Origin of the sequence: Arcobacter rhizosphaerae, from assembly GCF_049472155.1 — a bacterium.
GTDB lineage: Bacteria > Campylobacterota > Campylobacteria > Campylobacterales > Arcobacteraceae > Arcobacter_B.
Genome location: NZ_JBMOVW010000003.1, coordinates 91,865 through 109,445, shown reverse-complemented (window position 1 = coordinate 109,445; position 17,581 = coordinate 91,865). Strand labels below are relative to the sequence as shown.

Sequence of the window (17,581 nt, the reverse complement as noted above, 5' to 3'; positions counted from 1 at the left end):
TCTTTTTATTTATTAATTATGCAGCTTTTTTAGCAGCTTTTTTAGCAGCAACTTTTGCTTCTTTTACTTTAGTTGGTTTTAATTTTAAAACTTTTTTAGTAACTTTTTTAGCAACTTTTTTTACATCTTTCTTTTTTGATACAACTTTTTTAGTAGCTTTTTTAGCGATTTTTGCAACTTTTTTTTCTTTTAATTCTTTAGCCATTTGTTACTTCCTTTGTTATTTTTATGGTTTTAAACTATTACTTCTAGTTAAAAGTAATAAATTATGGAGATTCTACACTAAAAAAATTATTTTGTCAAGAGGAAATAACAAAAATTCTATAATTTCTGTTATTTTATTTGCTTAACCGTTTAATAATAAACTATTAGCTAAAATATCATGTTTTGCTATAAAGAAAGAAAATTAAGGATATGAAATGCTATTAACTCCAGGTCCTACTCCAGTACCAGAATTTGTAAGAAAGGCAATGGCTGATGTAACTATTCACCATAGAACGCCAGAGTTTGAAGCAATATTTGAACAAACTAGAGAATTACTATTTGAATTATATGGAATGGATGAGGTTGTAATGCTTGCATCAAGTGGTTCAGGAGCTATGGAAGCTTGTGTTACAAACCTAACTCATAAAAAAGCACTTACTATTAACTCAGGAAAGTTTGGTGAGAGATTCGGAAAAATCTGTAAAGCTTTTGATATTGAATATACTGAAATTAAAAATGAATGGAATGTACCTGTAAGTGTTGAAGCAGTAGTAGAAGCCGTTAAAAATGACAGTGATATTGACTCAATATTTATTCAACTTTGTGAGAGTGCAGGGGGATTAAGACATCCTGTTGAAGAAATTGCTCAAGAAGTTAAAAAGATAAATAAAGACATAACTATTGTAGCTGATGGAATTACAGCAATTGGTGTTGAAAAAATTGATACTTCAAATTTAGACGCAGTTATTACAGGAAGTCAAAAAGCATTAATGCTTCCTCCAGGTCTTGCTGTAATTGGCTTATCAAATGAAGCAGTAAGTAAAATTGAAACAAAAGCTAGAGGTTTTTACTTTAACTTAGCAACTGAAATTAAAAAACAAAAAACAAATACTACAGCATGGACAGCAGCTACGACTTTAATTATTGGGTTAAAAGAGATTTTATCACATATTAAAGAAAATGGTGGATATGAAGCACTATATGAAAAAACAGCTTTAAGAGCAAAAGCAACAAGAGAAGCTTTAAAAGCAATAGGTTGTGAAGTATTCCCACAAAGTCCTGCAAATGCTATGACAACAATTTATACAGAGCATGCACCAGCAATTAGAAATGTTTTAAAAACAAAATACAATGTAAATATTGCAGGTGGACAAGATCATATTAAAAAATTAATATTTAGAATTAATCACATGGGATTAGTTGAAGATTTTGAAGCATCTTGGGTTGTAAATGCTATTGAACTTGCTATGGATGAATTAGATTTAAGAACATTTGATGGAACTGCAAATAAAGTGTTCTTAGAACAAATGTTTAAAGGAAACTAATAATTATGGTTTTTGAACACGAAATTCCAAAAGGAAGTAGATTATATTTCGCAAAGGCAGCAAAAGCAAAAAGAACTTTAGAAAACAAAGTTTGTGAAATATTAGATGAGAATGGTTTTGAAGAAATTTTAACACCTAATTTTTCTTATTCTCAACATCAATCAATTGCAGATGAAAAGAAACTTATTAAGTTTTCGGATGAAGATAATGAGCAAGTATCTTTAAGAGCTGATTCTACTTTAGATGTAGTAAGAATTATCTCAAAAAGGTTAGGAAGAACAACTGATCATAAAAAATGGTTTTATGTTCAACCTATTTTTACATACCCTTCAAATGAAGAGTATCAAATTGGTTGTGAGTGGATAGGTCATGATGATATTTCTGATGTGATGAATTTAACAGCAGACATTCTAAAAGCACTTGATTTACAACCAGTTTTTCAAATATCAAATATCAATATTCCAAAACTTGTGGCAAGTGAATTAAATATTGATATTGATTTATTTAAAAATGGTGAAATAGCATCACTATTTAAATTAGATTGTAATTGGTTAAACCAACTAATTAAAGTAAAAAATATACAAGACTTAAAAAATGTAATTTCAATAGTTCCAGTTTCTATTAAAACAGAATTAGAAAAACTACTTGAAAAAGCAAGTGAAGTTAAGTATGAAAACACAGTAATTGCACCACTTTATTATGGTTCATTAAAATATTATAATGGTGTTTATTACAGAGTTATAAGTGACAATTTAACAGTATGTAAGGGTGGTATGTACTCAAGTGAAGGTACGTGTTCGTTAGGGTTTGCCCTTTATACAGATAGTTTATTAAAAATTTTAGAGGATTAGGATTAATATATGAGAGCAGATTTAATAGTTGGTATCCAGTGGGGTGATGAAGGAAAAGGTAAGATAGTAGATATGCTAGCACAAAATTATGATATGGTTTGTAGAAGCCAAGGTGGTCATAATGCAGGTCATACTATTTGGGTTGATGGAGTAAAGTATGCACTTCATTTAATTCCTTCTGGGGTTTTAAACCCAAAAGCTATAAACGTAATTGGAAATGGAGTTGTTTTATCTCCTGAGTCTATTATTAAAGAAATGAGCCAATTTGAAAATTTAGAAGGAAGACTTTATATTTCAGATAAAGCACATTTAAACTTACCATACCATGCACAAATCGATCAAGCAAAAGAAAGATTAAAAGGTGACAAAGCTATTGGTACTACAGGTAAGGGAATAGGTCCTGCATATTCTGATAAAATTAATAGAATAGGACATAGAGTTGGTGAGTTATTAAACCCTGAAAAGTTAGCTGTAAATATAATTGAATATTTCGAAACAAATAGAGCAATTTTTGATGTTTTAGATATTAATACACCAAATAAAGATGAATTATTAGCTTTATTAAATGAATACAAAACTGCATTAGAACCATTTATTACAAATACTACAAATATGGTTTGGAATGCTTTAGATAATGAAAAGAAAGTATTATTAGAAGGCGCACAAGGAACTATGCTTGATATTGATCATGGAACATATCCTTATGTAACATCTTCAAGTACTGTAAGTGCTGGAGCTTGTACTGGTCTTGGTATAAATCCAAAAGATATAGGTATTGTAACAGGTATTACAAAAGCATATTGTACAAGAGTAGGAAACGGTCCATTCCCAACAGAAGATTTTGGAAAAGATGGTGATACTATGGCAGATGTAGGAAAAGAGTTTGGTACTACAACTGGAAGAAAAAGAAGATGTGGTTGGTTTGATGCAGTTGCTGTTAAGCACGCAGGAAGATTAAATGGATGTGACCAACTAGCATTAATGAAACTTGACGTATTAGATGGTTTTGAAAAAATTAAAATTTGTACAGCTTATGAAGTAAATGGTGAAATAATTGATTATGTTCCATCAGATTTAGAAGATGTTAAGCCTGTATATGTTGAAATTGATGGATGGGATAGTGTTGTAGGTTGTAGAGAATATGACAAACTTCCAGAAAATGCAAAAAAATATATTGAAAAAATTGAAGAGGTAACAGCTGTAAAAGTAGGAATTGTTTCGACATCTCCTGAAAGAGCAGACACTATTATAAGAGGGTAAAGCGATGAGAATCAAGTTACATCATACACCATATATTTCAAGAAGAATTACAAGAGATTTAATCTCTTGTGACTTTGTAGAAGTTAGAAAAGATAAGAATTCAATTGAAGCTCAAATTGAAAGAATTATGGATGCAGATATTGAAAAAGAGTTTGCATTAGATGAAAAAGTTGATGATATTCTTGATGGGCAAGATGAAGAAATCGAGATCTTAAATGCAGATAGAAGACAACTTTTTTGGATGACTAAAAAAAGATTGGCTAACGATTTTGGTGTTATTTTAAATAATGAAGATAGATTTTCTGACATTGCCCATCAAATTTTAGATTTTTTATGGGAAGAGGATTATATTCATTATACTTGTTCAGATAATCAAGTAAAAAATATCATTTTCTCATCAATTGATGAATTTATGAAAGGGTTTGAAGAAGCAGACTCAATGGTATTAGCTAAACTTAAAAACTATAAAAGAAAGTTAATACCTGGGACTGAGGATTATGATTTAGTTTATCATAGACTATATGAAGAAGAATTAATTAAAAGAGGGTTAATATAAAATGCAAAAAGTTTGGATTTACTTAGAAAACGGAACATTTTTAGAAGCAAAATCTTTTGGTGCAACTGGTACATCTGTTGGAGAAATTGTATTTAATACGTCATTAACAGGATACCAAGAAATTATTACTGATCCATCTTATGCTGGACAGTTTGTAACTTTTACAATGCCTGAAATTGGTAATGTTGGAGTAAATGAAGATGATATGGAAAGTAAAACTGCATACTGTAAAGGTGTTTTAGTTAGAAATTATCATCATGAGTATTCAAATTATAGAGCACAAGGTGATTTAGATTCTCTTTTAAAAGAACATAATGTATTAGGTATTACATCAATTGATACTAGATATTTAACAAAAATGATTAGAGATGAAGGTGCAATGATGATGATTGCATCAACTGAAATTGCTGATAAAGATGAATTAGCTAAAAAACTAAGTGAAAGTCCAAGAATTGAAGATATTAACTATATAAAAGAAGTTTCTACAAAAGAGACTTATATCCATAAATCAGGTTCTTGGAATCACCAAATTAAAGCTTATAATAAAGCTGTAATGAGTGATAAAAAAGTTGTGGTAGTTGATTTTGGAGTAAAAAGAAATATCCTAAATGAATTAGTTCAATCAGGGCTAGAAGTTGAAGTTGTTCCATCAACATTTAAAGCAGATGACTTAATAGCTAGATTTGAAGCTAAAGAAATTGGTGGAATTTTCTTATCAAATGGACCAGGTGATCCACTTACTTTAACAGAAGAAAAAGAAGAAGTTCAAAAACTAATTAGTGCAAATATTCCAATGTTTGCTATTTGTTTAGGACATCAAATGTTATCAATAGCTCATGGGCATGATACATATAAGTTACCATTTGGACAACATGGTGGTAATCACCCTGTTGCTAATCCTCAAACAAATGTAGTAGAAATAACTGCACAAAATCATAACTATAATGTACCTGATTCAATTGAGCAAATTGCAGAAATTACTCATAAAAATTTATTTGATAATACAATTGAAGGTGTTAAATATAAAAATAAAGATATCTTCTCTGTACAACATCACCCAGAAGCAAGTCCTGGACCACATGAGTCAAAGTATATCTTTGATGAGTTTGCTAAGATAGTTAAATAATTTAATTTATTTAGCCATTAAAAAAGGGAAACTCACATAGAGTTTCCCTTTTTTGTTTAGATATGATTGATTCTTAAGTTAAGTAGTATGCCTCTTTTTACTACTTGACTTTTTTATAAGAAGTTTACAATTAGTTGATAAATACCAGCAGCTGAAATACCAGCAGCTACCCCAGCTAATAAGTCGTCACCCATTACTCCCCAACCACCTTCTATTTCTCTATCAATTTTTCCAATAATTGAAGGCTTCCAAATATCAAAAATTCTAAAAAATACAAAAGCTAATATAGCCATAATTATCATATTTGATTCATTTGGATTACATATAGCAAGAGCTATCCACATACCTGCTAGTTCATCTATCACAATTTCTTTACTATCATGTACTCCAACTTCTTTTTCATAGATGTTGATTTGTTTTACAGCAATAACTGTAACAAGAAGAGCTAATAAAAATAGTGTTGACACAGGAGCAATTTGTAAAATAGCAATTCCTAAAAATAAAGATACAAAAGATCCAACTGTTCCAGGAGCTTTTGGGAAAAGTCCTGAAAATCCTACTGTTAAAAAGAATTTTCTTAAATTCATATTTTACCTACTTCTTTTTTTCTATTCCAAGTTTTTTTCTCTTTTCCCAAAGAGATTTTCTTGAAATACCAAGTTTTTTAGATAGCTCAGTATCTGGATATTTTGTTTGATATGATAAAACCATTAGTTTTACATAATCATTTATTGTCATGATATTTGTTGTACTCATTAATAAATTTTCATTATTGAACTCTATTTTTCTATAAGGGAAATCTTCTTCTGCTTCAAGTGATGAAATTACGCAGTTTTTATGCTCTATAAGTTTTATTAGATTGTCTTTTGCTGTTTTCTTTAAACTGTGATATTCTGTAAGATAGATAATACATTTATTATCTAAAGCATTTAGTTTTTTTTGCCAATTAGAACAGTTTAATGAAATAAAAGAAATAGGCATATCTAGTCTTCTTGATAATTCAAATAGAAGTTTATCTGCAGATTTTTGAGAATTTGATTCAATTAAAGTTGGAAATGATGGAGGTAAAAAAGTATCTGATGTATCAACATCATCCATAATAAAATCAACATATTCTCTTAGTGTTTGAAGTTCTCTTCTTATGCTTCTACACTCTTTGTAGTGATAGATTTTTCTTACTAATTCATCCATTAAAAATGGTTTCATTATATAGTCTTTTGCCCCATCTTTGATAGGATTTGTCACAGTTTCATCTGAAATATAAGAAACTAGAAGAAGAATAATTGCATTTTCTTTATATTTTTTTATTATATTTTTACACAAACTAGACGGCAAAGAAGTTGATAAAAGAACAATATCATAATCTTTTGATAAATTGTCAATATTTGGTGATTCAATATAATCACAACTATGTCCATCATCTAGTAGTCTTGAAACTACTTTTTGTGCTAAATAAATTTCATTTTCTATTATTAAAATATTCATATATTATTTCCATTTATAGTATTTTAAAGTAGCAATACTTTGAACAGCTACTCCTTCTTTTCTACCTACGAATCCCATTTTTTCACCAGTTGTTGCTTTTATATTTATAAATTGTTTTTCTAAAAATAAAAGTTTTGATAACTGTTTTTTTATATCATTTTTGAAAGGATTGATTTTTGGTTGTTGCGCTAGTATTGTAAGATCAATATTTACTATTTCATACCCTACATTATAAATAAATTCAATTATTTCTTTAAGTAAAATTTTTGAATCAGCACCTTTATATTTTGGATCAGTATCTGGGAAAAACTCACCAATATCTCCAGCTCCTGCTGCACCAAGTAAAGCATCTATTACAGAGTGAATTAAAACATCACCGTCACTATGGGCTTTAAATCCATAATCAGAGGGAATTTCTATTCCTCCTAAATACATTTTTTTACCATTTTCAAATTGATGAATATCAATTCCTGTACCTGTAAAGAAATTATTACATGCTGCTTTTAGTTCTGGTAAATCATCTATTTCATCACCATTAGTTAGTTTTTTGCTTTTTGAACTACCTTTTACATATTTGATTTTACCTGCAATAGCTTTTATAGCAGAGCTATCATCTGTAAATTCAGTTGTAGTATTTAGGGCTTTTTTTAAAATGTCAGTTTTAGAAAGTTGTGGAGTTTGAATAAGTTTTACTTGGTCTCTATTTATTGTTTCTTCATGATATATTACAGTATCACTGACATCAAGAACAGGTACTATGCAATCAGCAAAATCTTTTTCGCAGAGTAGATTATCAATTACACTTTTAGGGACACAGGCTCTTGCTACATCCGTCACCATTACATATTTAGAAGTGACTTCATTGAGTGCATTTGCCATTGATTCTTGTCTAGTATTACCACCAATTACATAAGTATATTCATCGTTAAAGTTTTGCATATACCTAATCTCTTTTTCATGCGCAGTTATAATGATTTTATTAAATTGAGCAAAACTAGATAGTCGTTTGGTAACATTTAACCATAGTGGTTCATTATCACATCTAAGCCACTGCTTTTTTGCTTTGTGTTGAAATCTCGTAGAATTACCAGCACATAAGACAATTAAAGTAACGTCAGACACCAATATCCCCTTTGTGTAAAAAAGTTACATATTATACTTAAATGTTACTTATGAAAAGTTAAGAGTTTTCTAGAATTTCAGCTTTTATAGTTTGAATTGAATTATTTAATATTTTTTCATCAAAACCATAAAGGCTTGCATACTCAAGTGCTTTTTCTATTGTATAGTCACTTAAGGGCTCATCAAACTTTGTAAGCTCTTTTATAATCTTTAGGATTTGTGTTTTCTTTTTATATTCTAAAGGTGCTTCTTCTATATTATCAATAAAAGAAATAGGATATATAAGATTATGAGTTAAGCCCCAGTGTTTAAAAAGACTTGCAGTTATTTTTGATGTTGTAAATCCAGTATAAGAATTTTCTATAATTGCTATGTTTTTTTCTTTTTTTAAAGCTTCTTTAAACTCTTGTGTTAAATTTTCTTTTTCTATTATATTTGCGATAATAAACTTACCTGTTTCTTGTAGAAAAGCTGGCATTAGCATTTCATCAGCTAAGGTTTTATCAATTTTTGAACACCATTCATTTACTAGTCTAGTTGATAAAGCACTAAGTTCAATAAATTTATCAGGTACCATACCATAAGCTAATAGGTTACATTTTACTGTATTTTGCACTATTGAACCAATAGCTAAGGATATTGTAAAATTGATACCAAGTAGATTTATTGCTCTACTTAATGTATCAACACTACTTCTAAACCCAAACATAGAAGAATTAGCAACTTTTAATATATTTGCTACTAATAGGGGATCTTTTTCAATAATTTTAATTAATTCTGTAGGTGAAGAATCTTTAACTTCCCTAAACTCTTCTAACTCCATAATACTATTTGGTAGTTGTGGTAATGAATCAATCTTTGCTCTAATTTTACTTTTCATAATTATCCCGTTATTCTTAATTGCAATTATTATATAGAAAAGAAACTTATACAAATAATAAATTAAAATTAATTAGTTTAATTAAGGTTTTATAAACAAATTTAGATATAATCAACCTACAATCAAATAAATATTATAGGATTTTTAAAATGAGAGATTGGCTAGATAATCATAAGAATGATAAAGTTAGAACACAAATGTATTATGCAAAGCAAGGTATTATTACTCCTGATATGGAGTATGTTGCAAAAGTTGAAAATTTAGATCCTGAATTAATTAGATCTGAGATTGAAAGAGGAAGATTAATTATTCCTGCGAATGTAAATCATAGAAACTTAAAACCAATGGCTATTGGTATTGCTTCATCTTGTAAAATTAATGCAAATATTGGTTCATCAGCTTTAGCTTCTGATATTGAAGCAGAAGTTGAGAAAGTTGATGTATGTTTAAAATATGGAGCTGATACTATTATGGATTTAAGTACAGGTGGTGACTTAGATTCAATTAGAGAAGCAGTAATTGGACATTCAAATGTTCCTATTGGTACAGTTCCAATGTATCAAATTTTACATGATGTAAACAATAAAATAGAAGATTTATCTATAGAAGTAATGTTAAAAGTATTAGAAAAACAAGCACAACAAGGTGTTTCATACTTTACTATTCATGCTGGATTCTTACTTCAATTTATGCCTCATGTTGCAAAAAGAAAAATGGGAATTGTTTCAAGAGGTGGTTCTTTAATGGCTGCATGGATGATGCATTACCATAAAGAAAACCCATTCTATGATGCATTTGATGATATTTTAGATATTTGTAGAAAATATGATGTATCATTATCATTAGGGGACTCATTAAGACCTGGATGTTTAGCAGATGCTTCTGATGAGGCTCAGTTATCTGAACTTAAAGTTATGGGTGAATTAACAAAAAGAGCATGGGAAAAAGATGTTCAAGTGATGATTGAAGGGCCAGGTCACGTTCCTTTAAATCAAATTGAAAGAAATATGAAAATTGAGCAAGAGTATTGTCATGAGGCACCTTTCTATATTTTAGGACCTTTAACAACTGATATTGCTGCTGGATATGACCATATTTCATCTGCAATTGGTGCAGCAGTTGGTGGATGGCATGGAGCTAGTATGCTTTGTTATGTAACACCAAAAGAGCACTTAGGTTTACCAAATGCAAAAGATGTTAGAGAGGGGATTATTGCATATAAAATTGCTGCTCACTCTGCTGATATTGCTAGAGGTAGAAAAGGTGCAAGAGATATTGATGATGAAATGTCAGATGCAAGATACGCATTTGACTGGAATAAACAATTTGAATTATGTTTAGATCCAGAAAGAGCAAAAGAGTACCACGATGAAACTCTTCCTCAAGATGTATTTAAAGAAGCAGAGTTTTGTTCTATGTGTGGACCAAAATTTTGTTCATATAAAATCACACAAAAAATTGTAGCTGATCATGGCGATGCGATGGTAAATGCCGGATAAAAAAAGTGAACAGTTTCACTTTTTTTGGCATTTACGAGGATTCGATGCGAAATAGAAATCTTTGATTTCGTAATTGAGCCGAATGCTCTGATGAAACGCTAGATAAAAAGAGTGAAATTTCACTCTTTTTAACATTTTAGATTAAAATGTATATTTATAAGTAAGCATAAAACTTCTAGGCTCTCCATATCCCAATTGGTTTTTACCTGATTTTCCTCCTGTTGCACCTAAGATATATTTTTCATCAAAAATATTATTTGCATTTAATTGGATTTGATGTTTTTTATAGTTATATGCACTCATTAAATTTACAGTTGTATAATCACTTAATTCTACAGCTTCATTATTTCCAGCAAATCTATTTCCTACATACTTAATCATCCCTCCAAGCCTAAAGTTTGGTGTTGCTTGATATGCTGTACTTATAGAAAATAATTGATCAGCTACATCATTTGGACTTTTTTTATTGTTAACATCTTTTGCATCTAAGTACGTATATCCAGAAGAAATACTTAATTTATCTGTAATTTGACCTCTAATTTCAAGTTCAAAACCTGTATGTTCTGCTTCAATTTTTTTAATAATATCTCCACTTGTATTAGTTTGAGGTTGTTCTTGATTAATTCTAAATATTGAAGCATTTATCATAAGAGCATCATCTAATAAATAAGCTTTAGCCCCAGCTTCTTTAAGTTTTGTAGAAAAAAATTGAGAAAGTTTTGGATTGATATAAATTCCACCATAAGGAAGTTGCCAAGATTTTGCATAAGTTACATAAGTAGAAATATCAGGTGTTATTTTATACACAGCACCTAATCTATAACTTGTTTTTTTATCATCTAAATGTTCTTTAGCATTACCTATTTTTTGTTGCATTAATTTTGTTCTATCATGTCTTAATCCACCAATTAAAGATAAACTACCAAAATTGTACACATTTTGAAGATAATATCCTGTACTTTTTGTTTCATTATATCTCCAAGGATTAAATCCTGGGTTTACTACATTGCTTGCATTAGGAGTATAAATATTTTTATCTACTAAATTTCCTTTTGCATATTTCAGCTCAATATCCATTTCATTGTAATCAACTCCAACAAGCAATTGATTATTATTTGTATCCCAAGTTAATTCTGATTGGACAGTTTTTGAAGTTCTTGGGTCATATTCAAAGTTATTAACTGTTTGAGTAACTGTATTTCCTGTTACTGTTCCTTGTCTTGTTCCACTTTGTTCTAATTGAAATCTTGTATATGATGCTCTATTATTCAGTTTTAAATTATCATTAAAAACTGTTTCGTGATTAAGTGTTGTTTTTAAGCTAGTAGATTCTTGATAATCATTTTTACTACCATAAAATGTATCCTCCGAAACATTAACTGCTTTGCCATCTTTTGATGGAACACCTCTATATGGAACTAATTCTTGTTTTGAGTATTCAACATCAAAGTCAAATGTATTTTTATCATTAAATTTATATCTAAAAGTAGGCGCAATAAAGTAATCTTCAAAATCTACATGATTTACATAGGAATCTCCTTGTCTTCTTTCAAGATTTATTCTTGCAAAAAGTTTATCTGATATTGCTGTAGAGAAGTCAATTTGAGAAACAATTTTATTTTCACTTCCAAGACTTAAAGCAAGTTTTGTGAACTCTTCACCTTTGGCTCTTTTTGTTACAAGATTAATAATCCCACCAGCTGAACCTCTACCGTATAATGCACCAGCTGGTCCCTTTATAACTTCTACATGATCAATATTTGCTAAACTTCTATATGATTGTAAATTTGCATCATCTCTTAATCCATCTTTATATGTATCATTTAATGAATCAAAACCTCTAATTACAAATTGATCTCTACTTCCTTCTCCTAATGTATTTGTTATTCCAGCTACACCATCTAATGCTTCAACAAGTTTTGTTGCACCTTTATCTTGAATTTCAGTATTTGTAACCATTGATACAGCTTGTGGAACTTCAAGCCATTCAAGATTTGTTTTCATTGCAGAAGTTGGATTTTTTGAAGCATAATCCTCATACATTTTATCTACAATATTTACATCTTTTAATTTTTTTGTATTATCTTTATTCTCCATCTCATTTGCACTAAGTGAAGATAGTAAAGCTAGTGAAATAGCAGTTACAACAGATATTTTAATCATTATATTTCCTTGAATTATTAATTTTGAGAATCATTCTCTAAATAAGAAGACGAAAAAGTTAAAAAAAATGGATATAAAAAAATAAGAAATTTTGAAAACTATAAATATAAAGCTTTTAAAATTCTATCAATTATAAAAAGTTTTGATAAAATACGAGTGTTTAGAAAAGTAAATATTTCTTTACTTTTCACAAAAAAAAAGAAATATTAATTTAATTAAGACAAAAATTATCCTATTTAAATTATAATACAAAAAAATAAATATAAAACATTATAAAAGGATTTTTCTATGGCAACTATAGAAGAGATTAAAAAAGAACTTGAAAAAGTTAAGTATCCTGGATTTGAAAAATCTATTATGGACTTTGGTTTTGTAAAAGATGTTCAAGTTGAGGGAAATACAGCTTCAATTGTACTAGATATAACTTCAAGTGCACAAGAGGTTGAAGATCAATTAAGAAAAGATATTCATGCCTGTATTAACGCTATTGGACTTGAGGTAAGACTTGGATTCAATAAGCCACAAGCCCCAAAACAAAACTCTAACTCTGTAAGTGGTAAAAACATCGCTCCACAGATTAAAAAGATTGTAATGGTAAGTTCAGGTAAAGGTGGTGTTGGTAAATCAACTACTACTGTAAACTTAGCTGTTGCAGCTTCAATGCAAGGTAAAAAAGTAGGTATCTTAGATGCTGATATTTATGGACCAAATATTCCTCGAATGATGGGATTACAAGGAAGTGAAGTAGAAGTTATTGGAGAAAAAGCTAAACCATTAAATGCTTATGGTGTAGATGTAATGTCTATGGGTGTATTAATGGACGAAGGTCAAGCAGTTATTTGGAGAGGGGCTATGATTATGAAAGCTATCCAACAACTGTTAAGAGATATCTTATGGGAAGAGTTAGATATTTTATTTATTGATATGCCTCCAGGTACTGGTGATGCTCAATTAACTTTAGCACAAAGTGTTCCAGTTGCAGCTGGTATCAATGTAACAACTCCACAACACGTAGCTCTTGATGATTCAAGAAGATCTTTAGATATGTTCCAAAAATTACATATTCCAGTAGCTGGTATTGTTGAAAATATGAGTGGATTTATTTGTCCATCTTGTGAAACAGAATCAGACATCTTTGGAATGGGAACTTGTGAAGATTTAGCTGATCAGTATAATACTCAAGTATTAGGTAACTTACCAATTGAGCCAGCAATTAGAGAAGGTGGAGATGGTGGTAAACCAATTACTTATTTTAACCCTGAGTCAGTTTCTGCAAAAAGATATATGGAAGCAGCAGCAAAAGTAATTGCTTTCTTAGATAATGTTGATGATAATAGAACAAATGAATCTATTCAGCCAACTACACCTCCTGGTGTAAGTGCTTGTTCAACAGCTGCTTCAGGTGCTAGTTCAGCACAACAGACTCAACAATCATCAGGTGGTAGTTGTGGTACAGGATGTGGTTGTCACTAATTCTATTTTATAAAAAGAGCTTAGGCTCTTTTTATATACTTTTTTAATTTCTGTCGTTTTTTTACAATTTTTATTTTTATACTTTTTATATACTTCTTTTATAAAGGAGATTTTATGAACAAAACATTAATAATTTTAGCCCACGATGATATGGATAATTCTGTATTAAATAGTAGATTTAAAAAAGAGTTAGAAAATCAAGAAAATATTATATATAGAGATTTAAATGCTCTTTATCCAAACTATGATATAGATGTTCAAAAAGAACAAGAACTTTTAAAAGATGTTTCAAAAGTTGTATTTCAGTTCCCCATGTATTGGTATAGTCTTCCCTCAGCACTTAAAAACTGGATTGATAAGGTTTTCTCTTATGGATATTCTTATATAATTGATGAAAATGGAGCTTTTACTCCCTTAGCACTAAAAGATAAGAAATTTCAAGTAATAGCAACAATGGGTGCAAAAGAAGAGTCTTTTGTAGGTGAAGATAGATTAAGTGTAAAAGAGTGTTTAAACTCTTGTTTTTATACAGCAAAAATGTTAGGAATGAAAGAGTTAAAACCTTTATTTTTCTATGGTGCAGCTTATGATAAACTTTCAGAAGAGATATTAAACAAGTATTCAAATATAATAAAAAAAGAGTTAGTAGGTTGACAAATGAGTTATTTCAATAAGGATTTAGAAGATATTGGTTTTATGCTTTATGAACCATGTAAAGAATTAGAACCTTATATTTATAATTATTTTACAGTTAAAAATATAATTACTTCTAAAAAAACAAATAAAATCTTAAGTGATGGAAGTTTAGGCTTTACAATTAATTTTGGCAATCCTTATGAAATAACACTAAATTCAAAAAAAATCTATTGTGATGCAAAGGTAATATTAAATGGGCAATCAAAGTATCCAATGTTTATTACTTTTGAAAAATATTTAAATGCCATTGGAATTCGTTTTAAAGTAGGAGGAGCATATAAATTCTTTGATGAAGAAATAAGCTCTTTATGTGATAAAAATATTAACTATGATGAGTCTTTTTGGAACTTTGATATTTTATATAAAAAATTAGTAAATATGAATACTCATAAGCAAAGAATAGAAGAGATTGAAAGATTTTTAATAAAAAGATTAAAAGCTTCTAAAAAAGAGAACTCTAAATATACTTTTTCAATTATATCTTTTATCAATGAGCATAAAGGAAATATTAGTATTGATTGTTTATGTGAAGAGTTTGCTTTAAATAAAAAACAAATAGAAAGAATTTTCAAAAAAGAGGTTGGTTTAAGTGCAAAACTTTTTACAAGAATAATTAGAATGAGAAATGTAAGAGACTCTTTAAGTTCTTTAGATATAGAGAACCTTACAAGTACAGCTTATAATAATGGCTTTTTTGATCAAGCTCATTTCATAAAAGAGTTTAAGTCTTTTATGAATGAAACTCCAAAAAGTTATTATAAAAATAAATTATCTATGGCAAAAGCACTAAATTTTAAGAAATTTGAGCTTTAAGCTATTTTTTTGTTCTCGAATTTTTTTCTTCAATTCCAGACATTCCAAATCTTCTAGCTAATTCTTGTTTAACTCTATCAGGACTTATATTTTTAGAAGCAAGGGCAACTAATACATGATATGTAATATCTGCTGCTTCATATATAATCTCTTTTTCATCATTGTCTTTTATAGCAAAAGTAAACTCACCTGACTCTTCAACTATTTTTTTAAGCATAGAATTCTCTTCGCCATTTAAAAGTTTAGAAGTGTATGATTTATTTGGATCATCATTTTTTCTTTCAAGTATTGTGTGATATAAAGTATCAATAACTCCATAAGCAGCAGTAGTATCAACTTCTATTTTAGAGACTTCTTCATTTGTTTGTAAATCAGTAAAGAAACAAGATTTTCTTCCTGTATGACAAGCAACACCTTCTTGATTTACTTTTAATAAAAGTGTATCATTATCACAATCAAGCATAATATTTACAATCTCTTGAGTATGGTTTGAACTTTCACCTTTTTTCCAGATTCTTTGTTTTGTTCTACTAAAGTAGTGTGCATAATTTGTTTTGATAGTTAATTCTAATGCTTCTTTATTCATATATGCTAACATTAAAACTTCGTTAGTAGTTGCATCTTGTGTTACTACAGGAATTAATCCATTAGTTTTTTCCCAGTCAATTTTTTCTATTGCTTGCATTTTTTCCCCTAAAATTTTTTGCTTACATCAAGTTTTAATTTATCAACTTCTTTTGTAGTTTTATTTACATCAACATCCATATCAAAATCAATATCTTTTTCTTTTAGTTTTTTATTTTTTTCCAGTTTTGGTGGAGGTGCATATTTTTCTTGTGTATATTTAGAATATCTATCTTCTTGTACAGGAAGATTTAATTGTAGTTCTTTTTTATTTTTAAGACTATTTTTTTGTGCGAAACTTGTACTTATTGATAGAAAAAATAGTATTAAAAGTAAAGTTGTTTTTTTCATAATTTTTAGTTTTAATAGAGTAGAAAATCTACTCTATTATTTACTGTGAATTGCAGTATCTCTTGATTTGTCTTTAGTATCAACCCAGATATTTGGAGTTGAACCACCAGGAGTTAAGAAAATTTTAGCATCTTTGTTTTCTCTAAGTGCGTCGTTGAATTTTCCTTGAACTTGAATTTGTTGCATTTGAAGTAATTCACCAGTTAATGATTTAGCAATAACTTTATTTGCTTCTGCTTGTGCTTTTGCTTCAATAGCTACAGCATCAGCTCTACCTTGTGCTTCAATTCTGTTTTTGTCAGCCTCACCTTTTGCAAGTGCAGCTTTTTTCTCAGCTTCTTGTTTTGCTCTTAATACTTCGTATCTTACTCTTTCAGATTCTTGGTTAGCAATTTGAACTCTTTCAATTTGTTCTTTAATTTTTTCAGGTAATACAATCTCTCTTAATTGAACAGATTCTACACTTACAGGTGTTCCCTCTAAGGCTTCAACTTGAGTTCTAATACCATTTTCAATTAAAGTAGCAATTTCATTTCTTCTTGTTGGTAACTCTTCTGCATTAAATCCACCAACAATATTTCTTACAATATTTCTTACAACTGGATCAACAATCTTATCTTCCCATCCAAGACCCCATGTAGCAATAGTAGTTGGAGCTCCATCTGCTGTTAATCTATATTGAACAGTTAATTCAATAGAAACAGGTAAACCTCTGGCATCTAAGATATTAATTGCTGGGTTTGATCTAATACTTTGGTCAAATCCACCCATTTGCTCAACACTTCTATAGTTAATAAGTCTTACTTTTGTATCAACTACAATAACTTTTTGGAATACAGGAATGTATAAATGGAAACCAGGAGTTAATGGTCTATCTTCATATTTACCTGTTGTAACTTTGATACCTACTTGACCTGATTCAATAATTACAAATGGTTTAAAGATAAATAATGCAGCAATAAGTATGATAATTACATAAATAAATCCTGCTTTTTTACCAAAGTTTTTGAAAAATTCTGGCGGCTCAAAAGGTGGTTGATAGTTTCCACCACCACCGTTGTTAGAACCACCACCATTATTTTGTTGTCTGTTTTTAAAATAGTCGTTGTCTATTGGCATTTTTTCCCTTATTTTATTTAAATTTTAAAATATT

At 29.2% G+C, this 17,581-nt stretch carries 18 protein-coding genes; 9 read left to right on the top strand and 9 right to left on the bottom strand.

Annotated elements, in window-relative coordinates; all coding sequences use genetic code 11:
* Positions 1–16: 16 nt before the first annotated feature.
* Positions 17–205 carry a hypothetical protein gene (locus ACH5BH_RS06445; protein WP_423297806.1) on the bottom strand — a complete coding sequence of 63 codons (189 nt, stop codon included), beginning with the start codon at positions 203–205 and terminating at the stop codon, positions 17–19.
* Between the two features lie 214 nt (positions 206–419).
* Here ACH5BH_RS06445 and ACH5BH_RS06440 point away from each other — a divergent pair, with 214 nt between their 5' ends.
* The 5 genes from ACH5BH_RS06440 to carA are packed head-to-tail and all read left to right on the top strand — an operon-like array spanning position 420 to position 5,322.
* Positions 420–1,529 carry a pyridoxal-phosphate-dependent aminotransferase family protein gene (locus tag ACH5BH_RS06440; protein WP_423297805.1) on the top strand — a complete coding sequence of 370 codons (1,110 nt, stop codon included), beginning with the start codon at positions 420–422 and terminating at the stop codon, positions 1,527–1,529.
* A gap of 5 nt (positions 1,530–1,534) precedes the next feature.
* The gene (locus ACH5BH_RS06435) at positions 1,535–2,380 is read left to right on the top strand and encodes an ATP phosphoribosyltransferase regulatory subunit (RefSeq protein WP_404304860.1); all 846 of its coding nucleotides are present in this window, start codon (positions 1,535–1,537) and stop codon (positions 2,378–2,380) included.
* A 9-nt stretch (positions 2,381–2,389) separates the two neighbouring features.
* Positions 2,390–3,640 carry an adenylosuccinate synthase gene (locus tag ACH5BH_RS06430; RefSeq protein ID WP_404304858.1) on the top strand — a complete coding sequence of 417 codons (1,251 nt, stop codon included), beginning with the start codon at positions 2,390–2,392 and terminating at the stop codon, positions 3,638–3,640.
* 4 nt (positions 3,641–3,644) lie between these two features.
* The gene (locus tag ACH5BH_RS06425) at positions 3,645–4,196 is read left to right on the top strand and encodes a DUF507 family protein (protein ID WP_404304856.1); all 552 of its coding nucleotides are present in this window, start codon (positions 3,645–3,647) and stop codon (positions 4,194–4,196) included.
* 1 nt (position 4,197) lies between these two features.
* The gene (gene carA, locus ACH5BH_RS06420) at positions 4,198–5,322 is read left to right on the top strand and encodes a glutamine-hydrolyzing carbamoyl-phosphate synthase small subunit (RefSeq protein ID WP_404304854.1); all 1,125 of its coding nucleotides are present in this window, start codon (positions 4,198–4,200) and stop codon (positions 5,320–5,322) included.
* Between the two features lie 113 nt (positions 5,323–5,435).
* Here the strand turns inward: carA and ACH5BH_RS06415 are convergent, their stop codons facing one another.
* From ACH5BH_RS06415 to ACH5BH_RS06400, 4 genes are read right to left on the bottom strand one after another with little or no spacing between them, the layout of a single operon-like run.
* A complete protein-coding gene (locus tag ACH5BH_RS06415) occupies positions 5,436–5,909 on the bottom strand; it encodes a phosphatidylglycerophosphatase A family protein (protein WP_423297804.1) in 474 nt (157 codons plus the stop codon).
* Between the two features lie 7 nt (positions 5,910–5,916).
* Positions 5,917–6,807, bottom strand: coding sequence for a DNA-binding transcriptional response regulator (locus ACH5BH_RS06410; RefSeq protein ID WP_423297803.1), 891 nt, complete (start codon positions 6,805–6,807; stop codon positions 5,917–5,919).
* Positions 6,808–6,810: 3 nt separating this feature from the next.
* Entirely contained in the window at positions 6,811–7,929 is a 1,119-nt protein-coding gene (locus ACH5BH_RS06405; protein WP_423297802.1) for a bifunctional 2-C-methyl-D-erythritol 4-phosphate cytidylyltransferase/2-C-methyl-D-erythritol 2,4-cyclodiphosphate synthase, read from the bottom strand.
* A 58-nt stretch (positions 7,930–7,987) separates the two neighbouring features.
* Positions 7,988–8,809, bottom strand: a complete 822-nt coding sequence (locus ACH5BH_RS06400) for an HDOD domain-containing protein (RefSeq protein ID WP_404304846.1) — start codon at positions 8,807–8,809, stop codon at positions 7,988–7,990.
* Positions 8,810–8,958: 149 nt separating this feature from the next.
* Here ACH5BH_RS06400 and thiC point away from each other — a divergent pair, with 149 nt between their 5' ends.
* The gene (gene thiC / locus ACH5BH_RS06395) at positions 8,959–10,308 is read left to right on the top strand and encodes a phosphomethylpyrimidine synthase ThiC (RefSeq protein ID WP_404304844.1); all 1,350 of its coding nucleotides are present in this window, start codon (positions 8,959–8,961) and stop codon (positions 10,306–10,308) included.
* A gap of 141 nt (positions 10,309–10,449) precedes the next feature.
* On the opposite strand, the gene ACH5BH_RS06390 is transcribed toward thiC, so the two are convergent.
* Positions 10,450–12,471, bottom strand: coding sequence for a TonB-dependent receptor (locus tag ACH5BH_RS06390; protein ID WP_423297801.1), 2,022 nt, complete (start codon positions 12,469–12,471; stop codon positions 10,450–10,452).
* Positions 12,472–12,759: 288 nt separating this feature from the next.
* On the opposite strand from ACH5BH_RS06390, the gene ACH5BH_RS06385 reads away from it, so the two are divergent.
* From ACH5BH_RS06385 to ACH5BH_RS06375, 3 genes are all read left to right on the top strand, one after another.
* Positions 12,760–13,944 (top strand): Mrp/NBP35 family ATP-binding protein, encoded by a 1,185-nt coding sequence (locus ACH5BH_RS06385; protein ID WP_423297800.1) that lies wholly within the window; start codon positions 12,760–12,762, stop codon positions 13,942–13,944.
* Between the two features lie 114 nt (positions 13,945–14,058).
* Positions 14,059–14,598: an NAD(P)H-dependent oxidoreductase gene (locus tag ACH5BH_RS06380; protein WP_423297799.1), complete on the top strand. Its 540-nt coding sequence runs from the start codon at positions 14,059–14,061 to the stop codon at positions 14,596–14,598.
* Between the two features lie 3 nt (positions 14,599–14,601).
* A complete protein-coding gene (locus tag ACH5BH_RS06375; RefSeq protein WP_423297798.1) occupies positions 14,602–15,453 on the top strand; it encodes a DUF6597 domain-containing transcriptional factor in 852 nt (283 codons plus the stop codon).
* Position 15,454: 1 nt separating this feature from the next.
* On the opposite strand, the gene hisIE is transcribed toward ACH5BH_RS06375, so the two are convergent.
* The 3 genes from hisIE to ACH5BH_RS06360 are packed head-to-tail and all read right to left on the bottom strand — an operon-like array spanning position 15,455 to position 17,547.
* Positions 15,455–16,138 carry a bifunctional phosphoribosyl-AMP cyclohydrolase/phosphoribosyl-ATP diphosphatase HisIE gene (gene hisIE, locus ACH5BH_RS06370; RefSeq protein ID WP_423297797.1) on the bottom strand — a complete coding sequence of 228 codons (684 nt, stop codon included), beginning with the start codon at positions 16,136–16,138 and terminating at the stop codon, positions 15,455–15,457.
* A gap of 8 nt (positions 16,139–16,146) precedes the next feature.
* Positions 16,147–16,428, bottom strand: coding sequence for a hypothetical protein (locus ACH5BH_RS06365; protein WP_404304832.1), 282 nt, complete (start codon positions 16,426–16,428; stop codon positions 16,147–16,149).
* 36 nt (positions 16,429–16,464) lie between these two features.
* Positions 16,465–17,547 carry an SPFH domain-containing protein gene (locus ACH5BH_RS06360; RefSeq protein ID WP_423297796.1) on the bottom strand — a complete coding sequence of 361 codons (1,083 nt, stop codon included), beginning with the start codon at positions 17,545–17,547 and terminating at the stop codon, positions 16,465–16,467.
* Positions 17,548–17,581 lie beyond the last annotated feature (34 nt).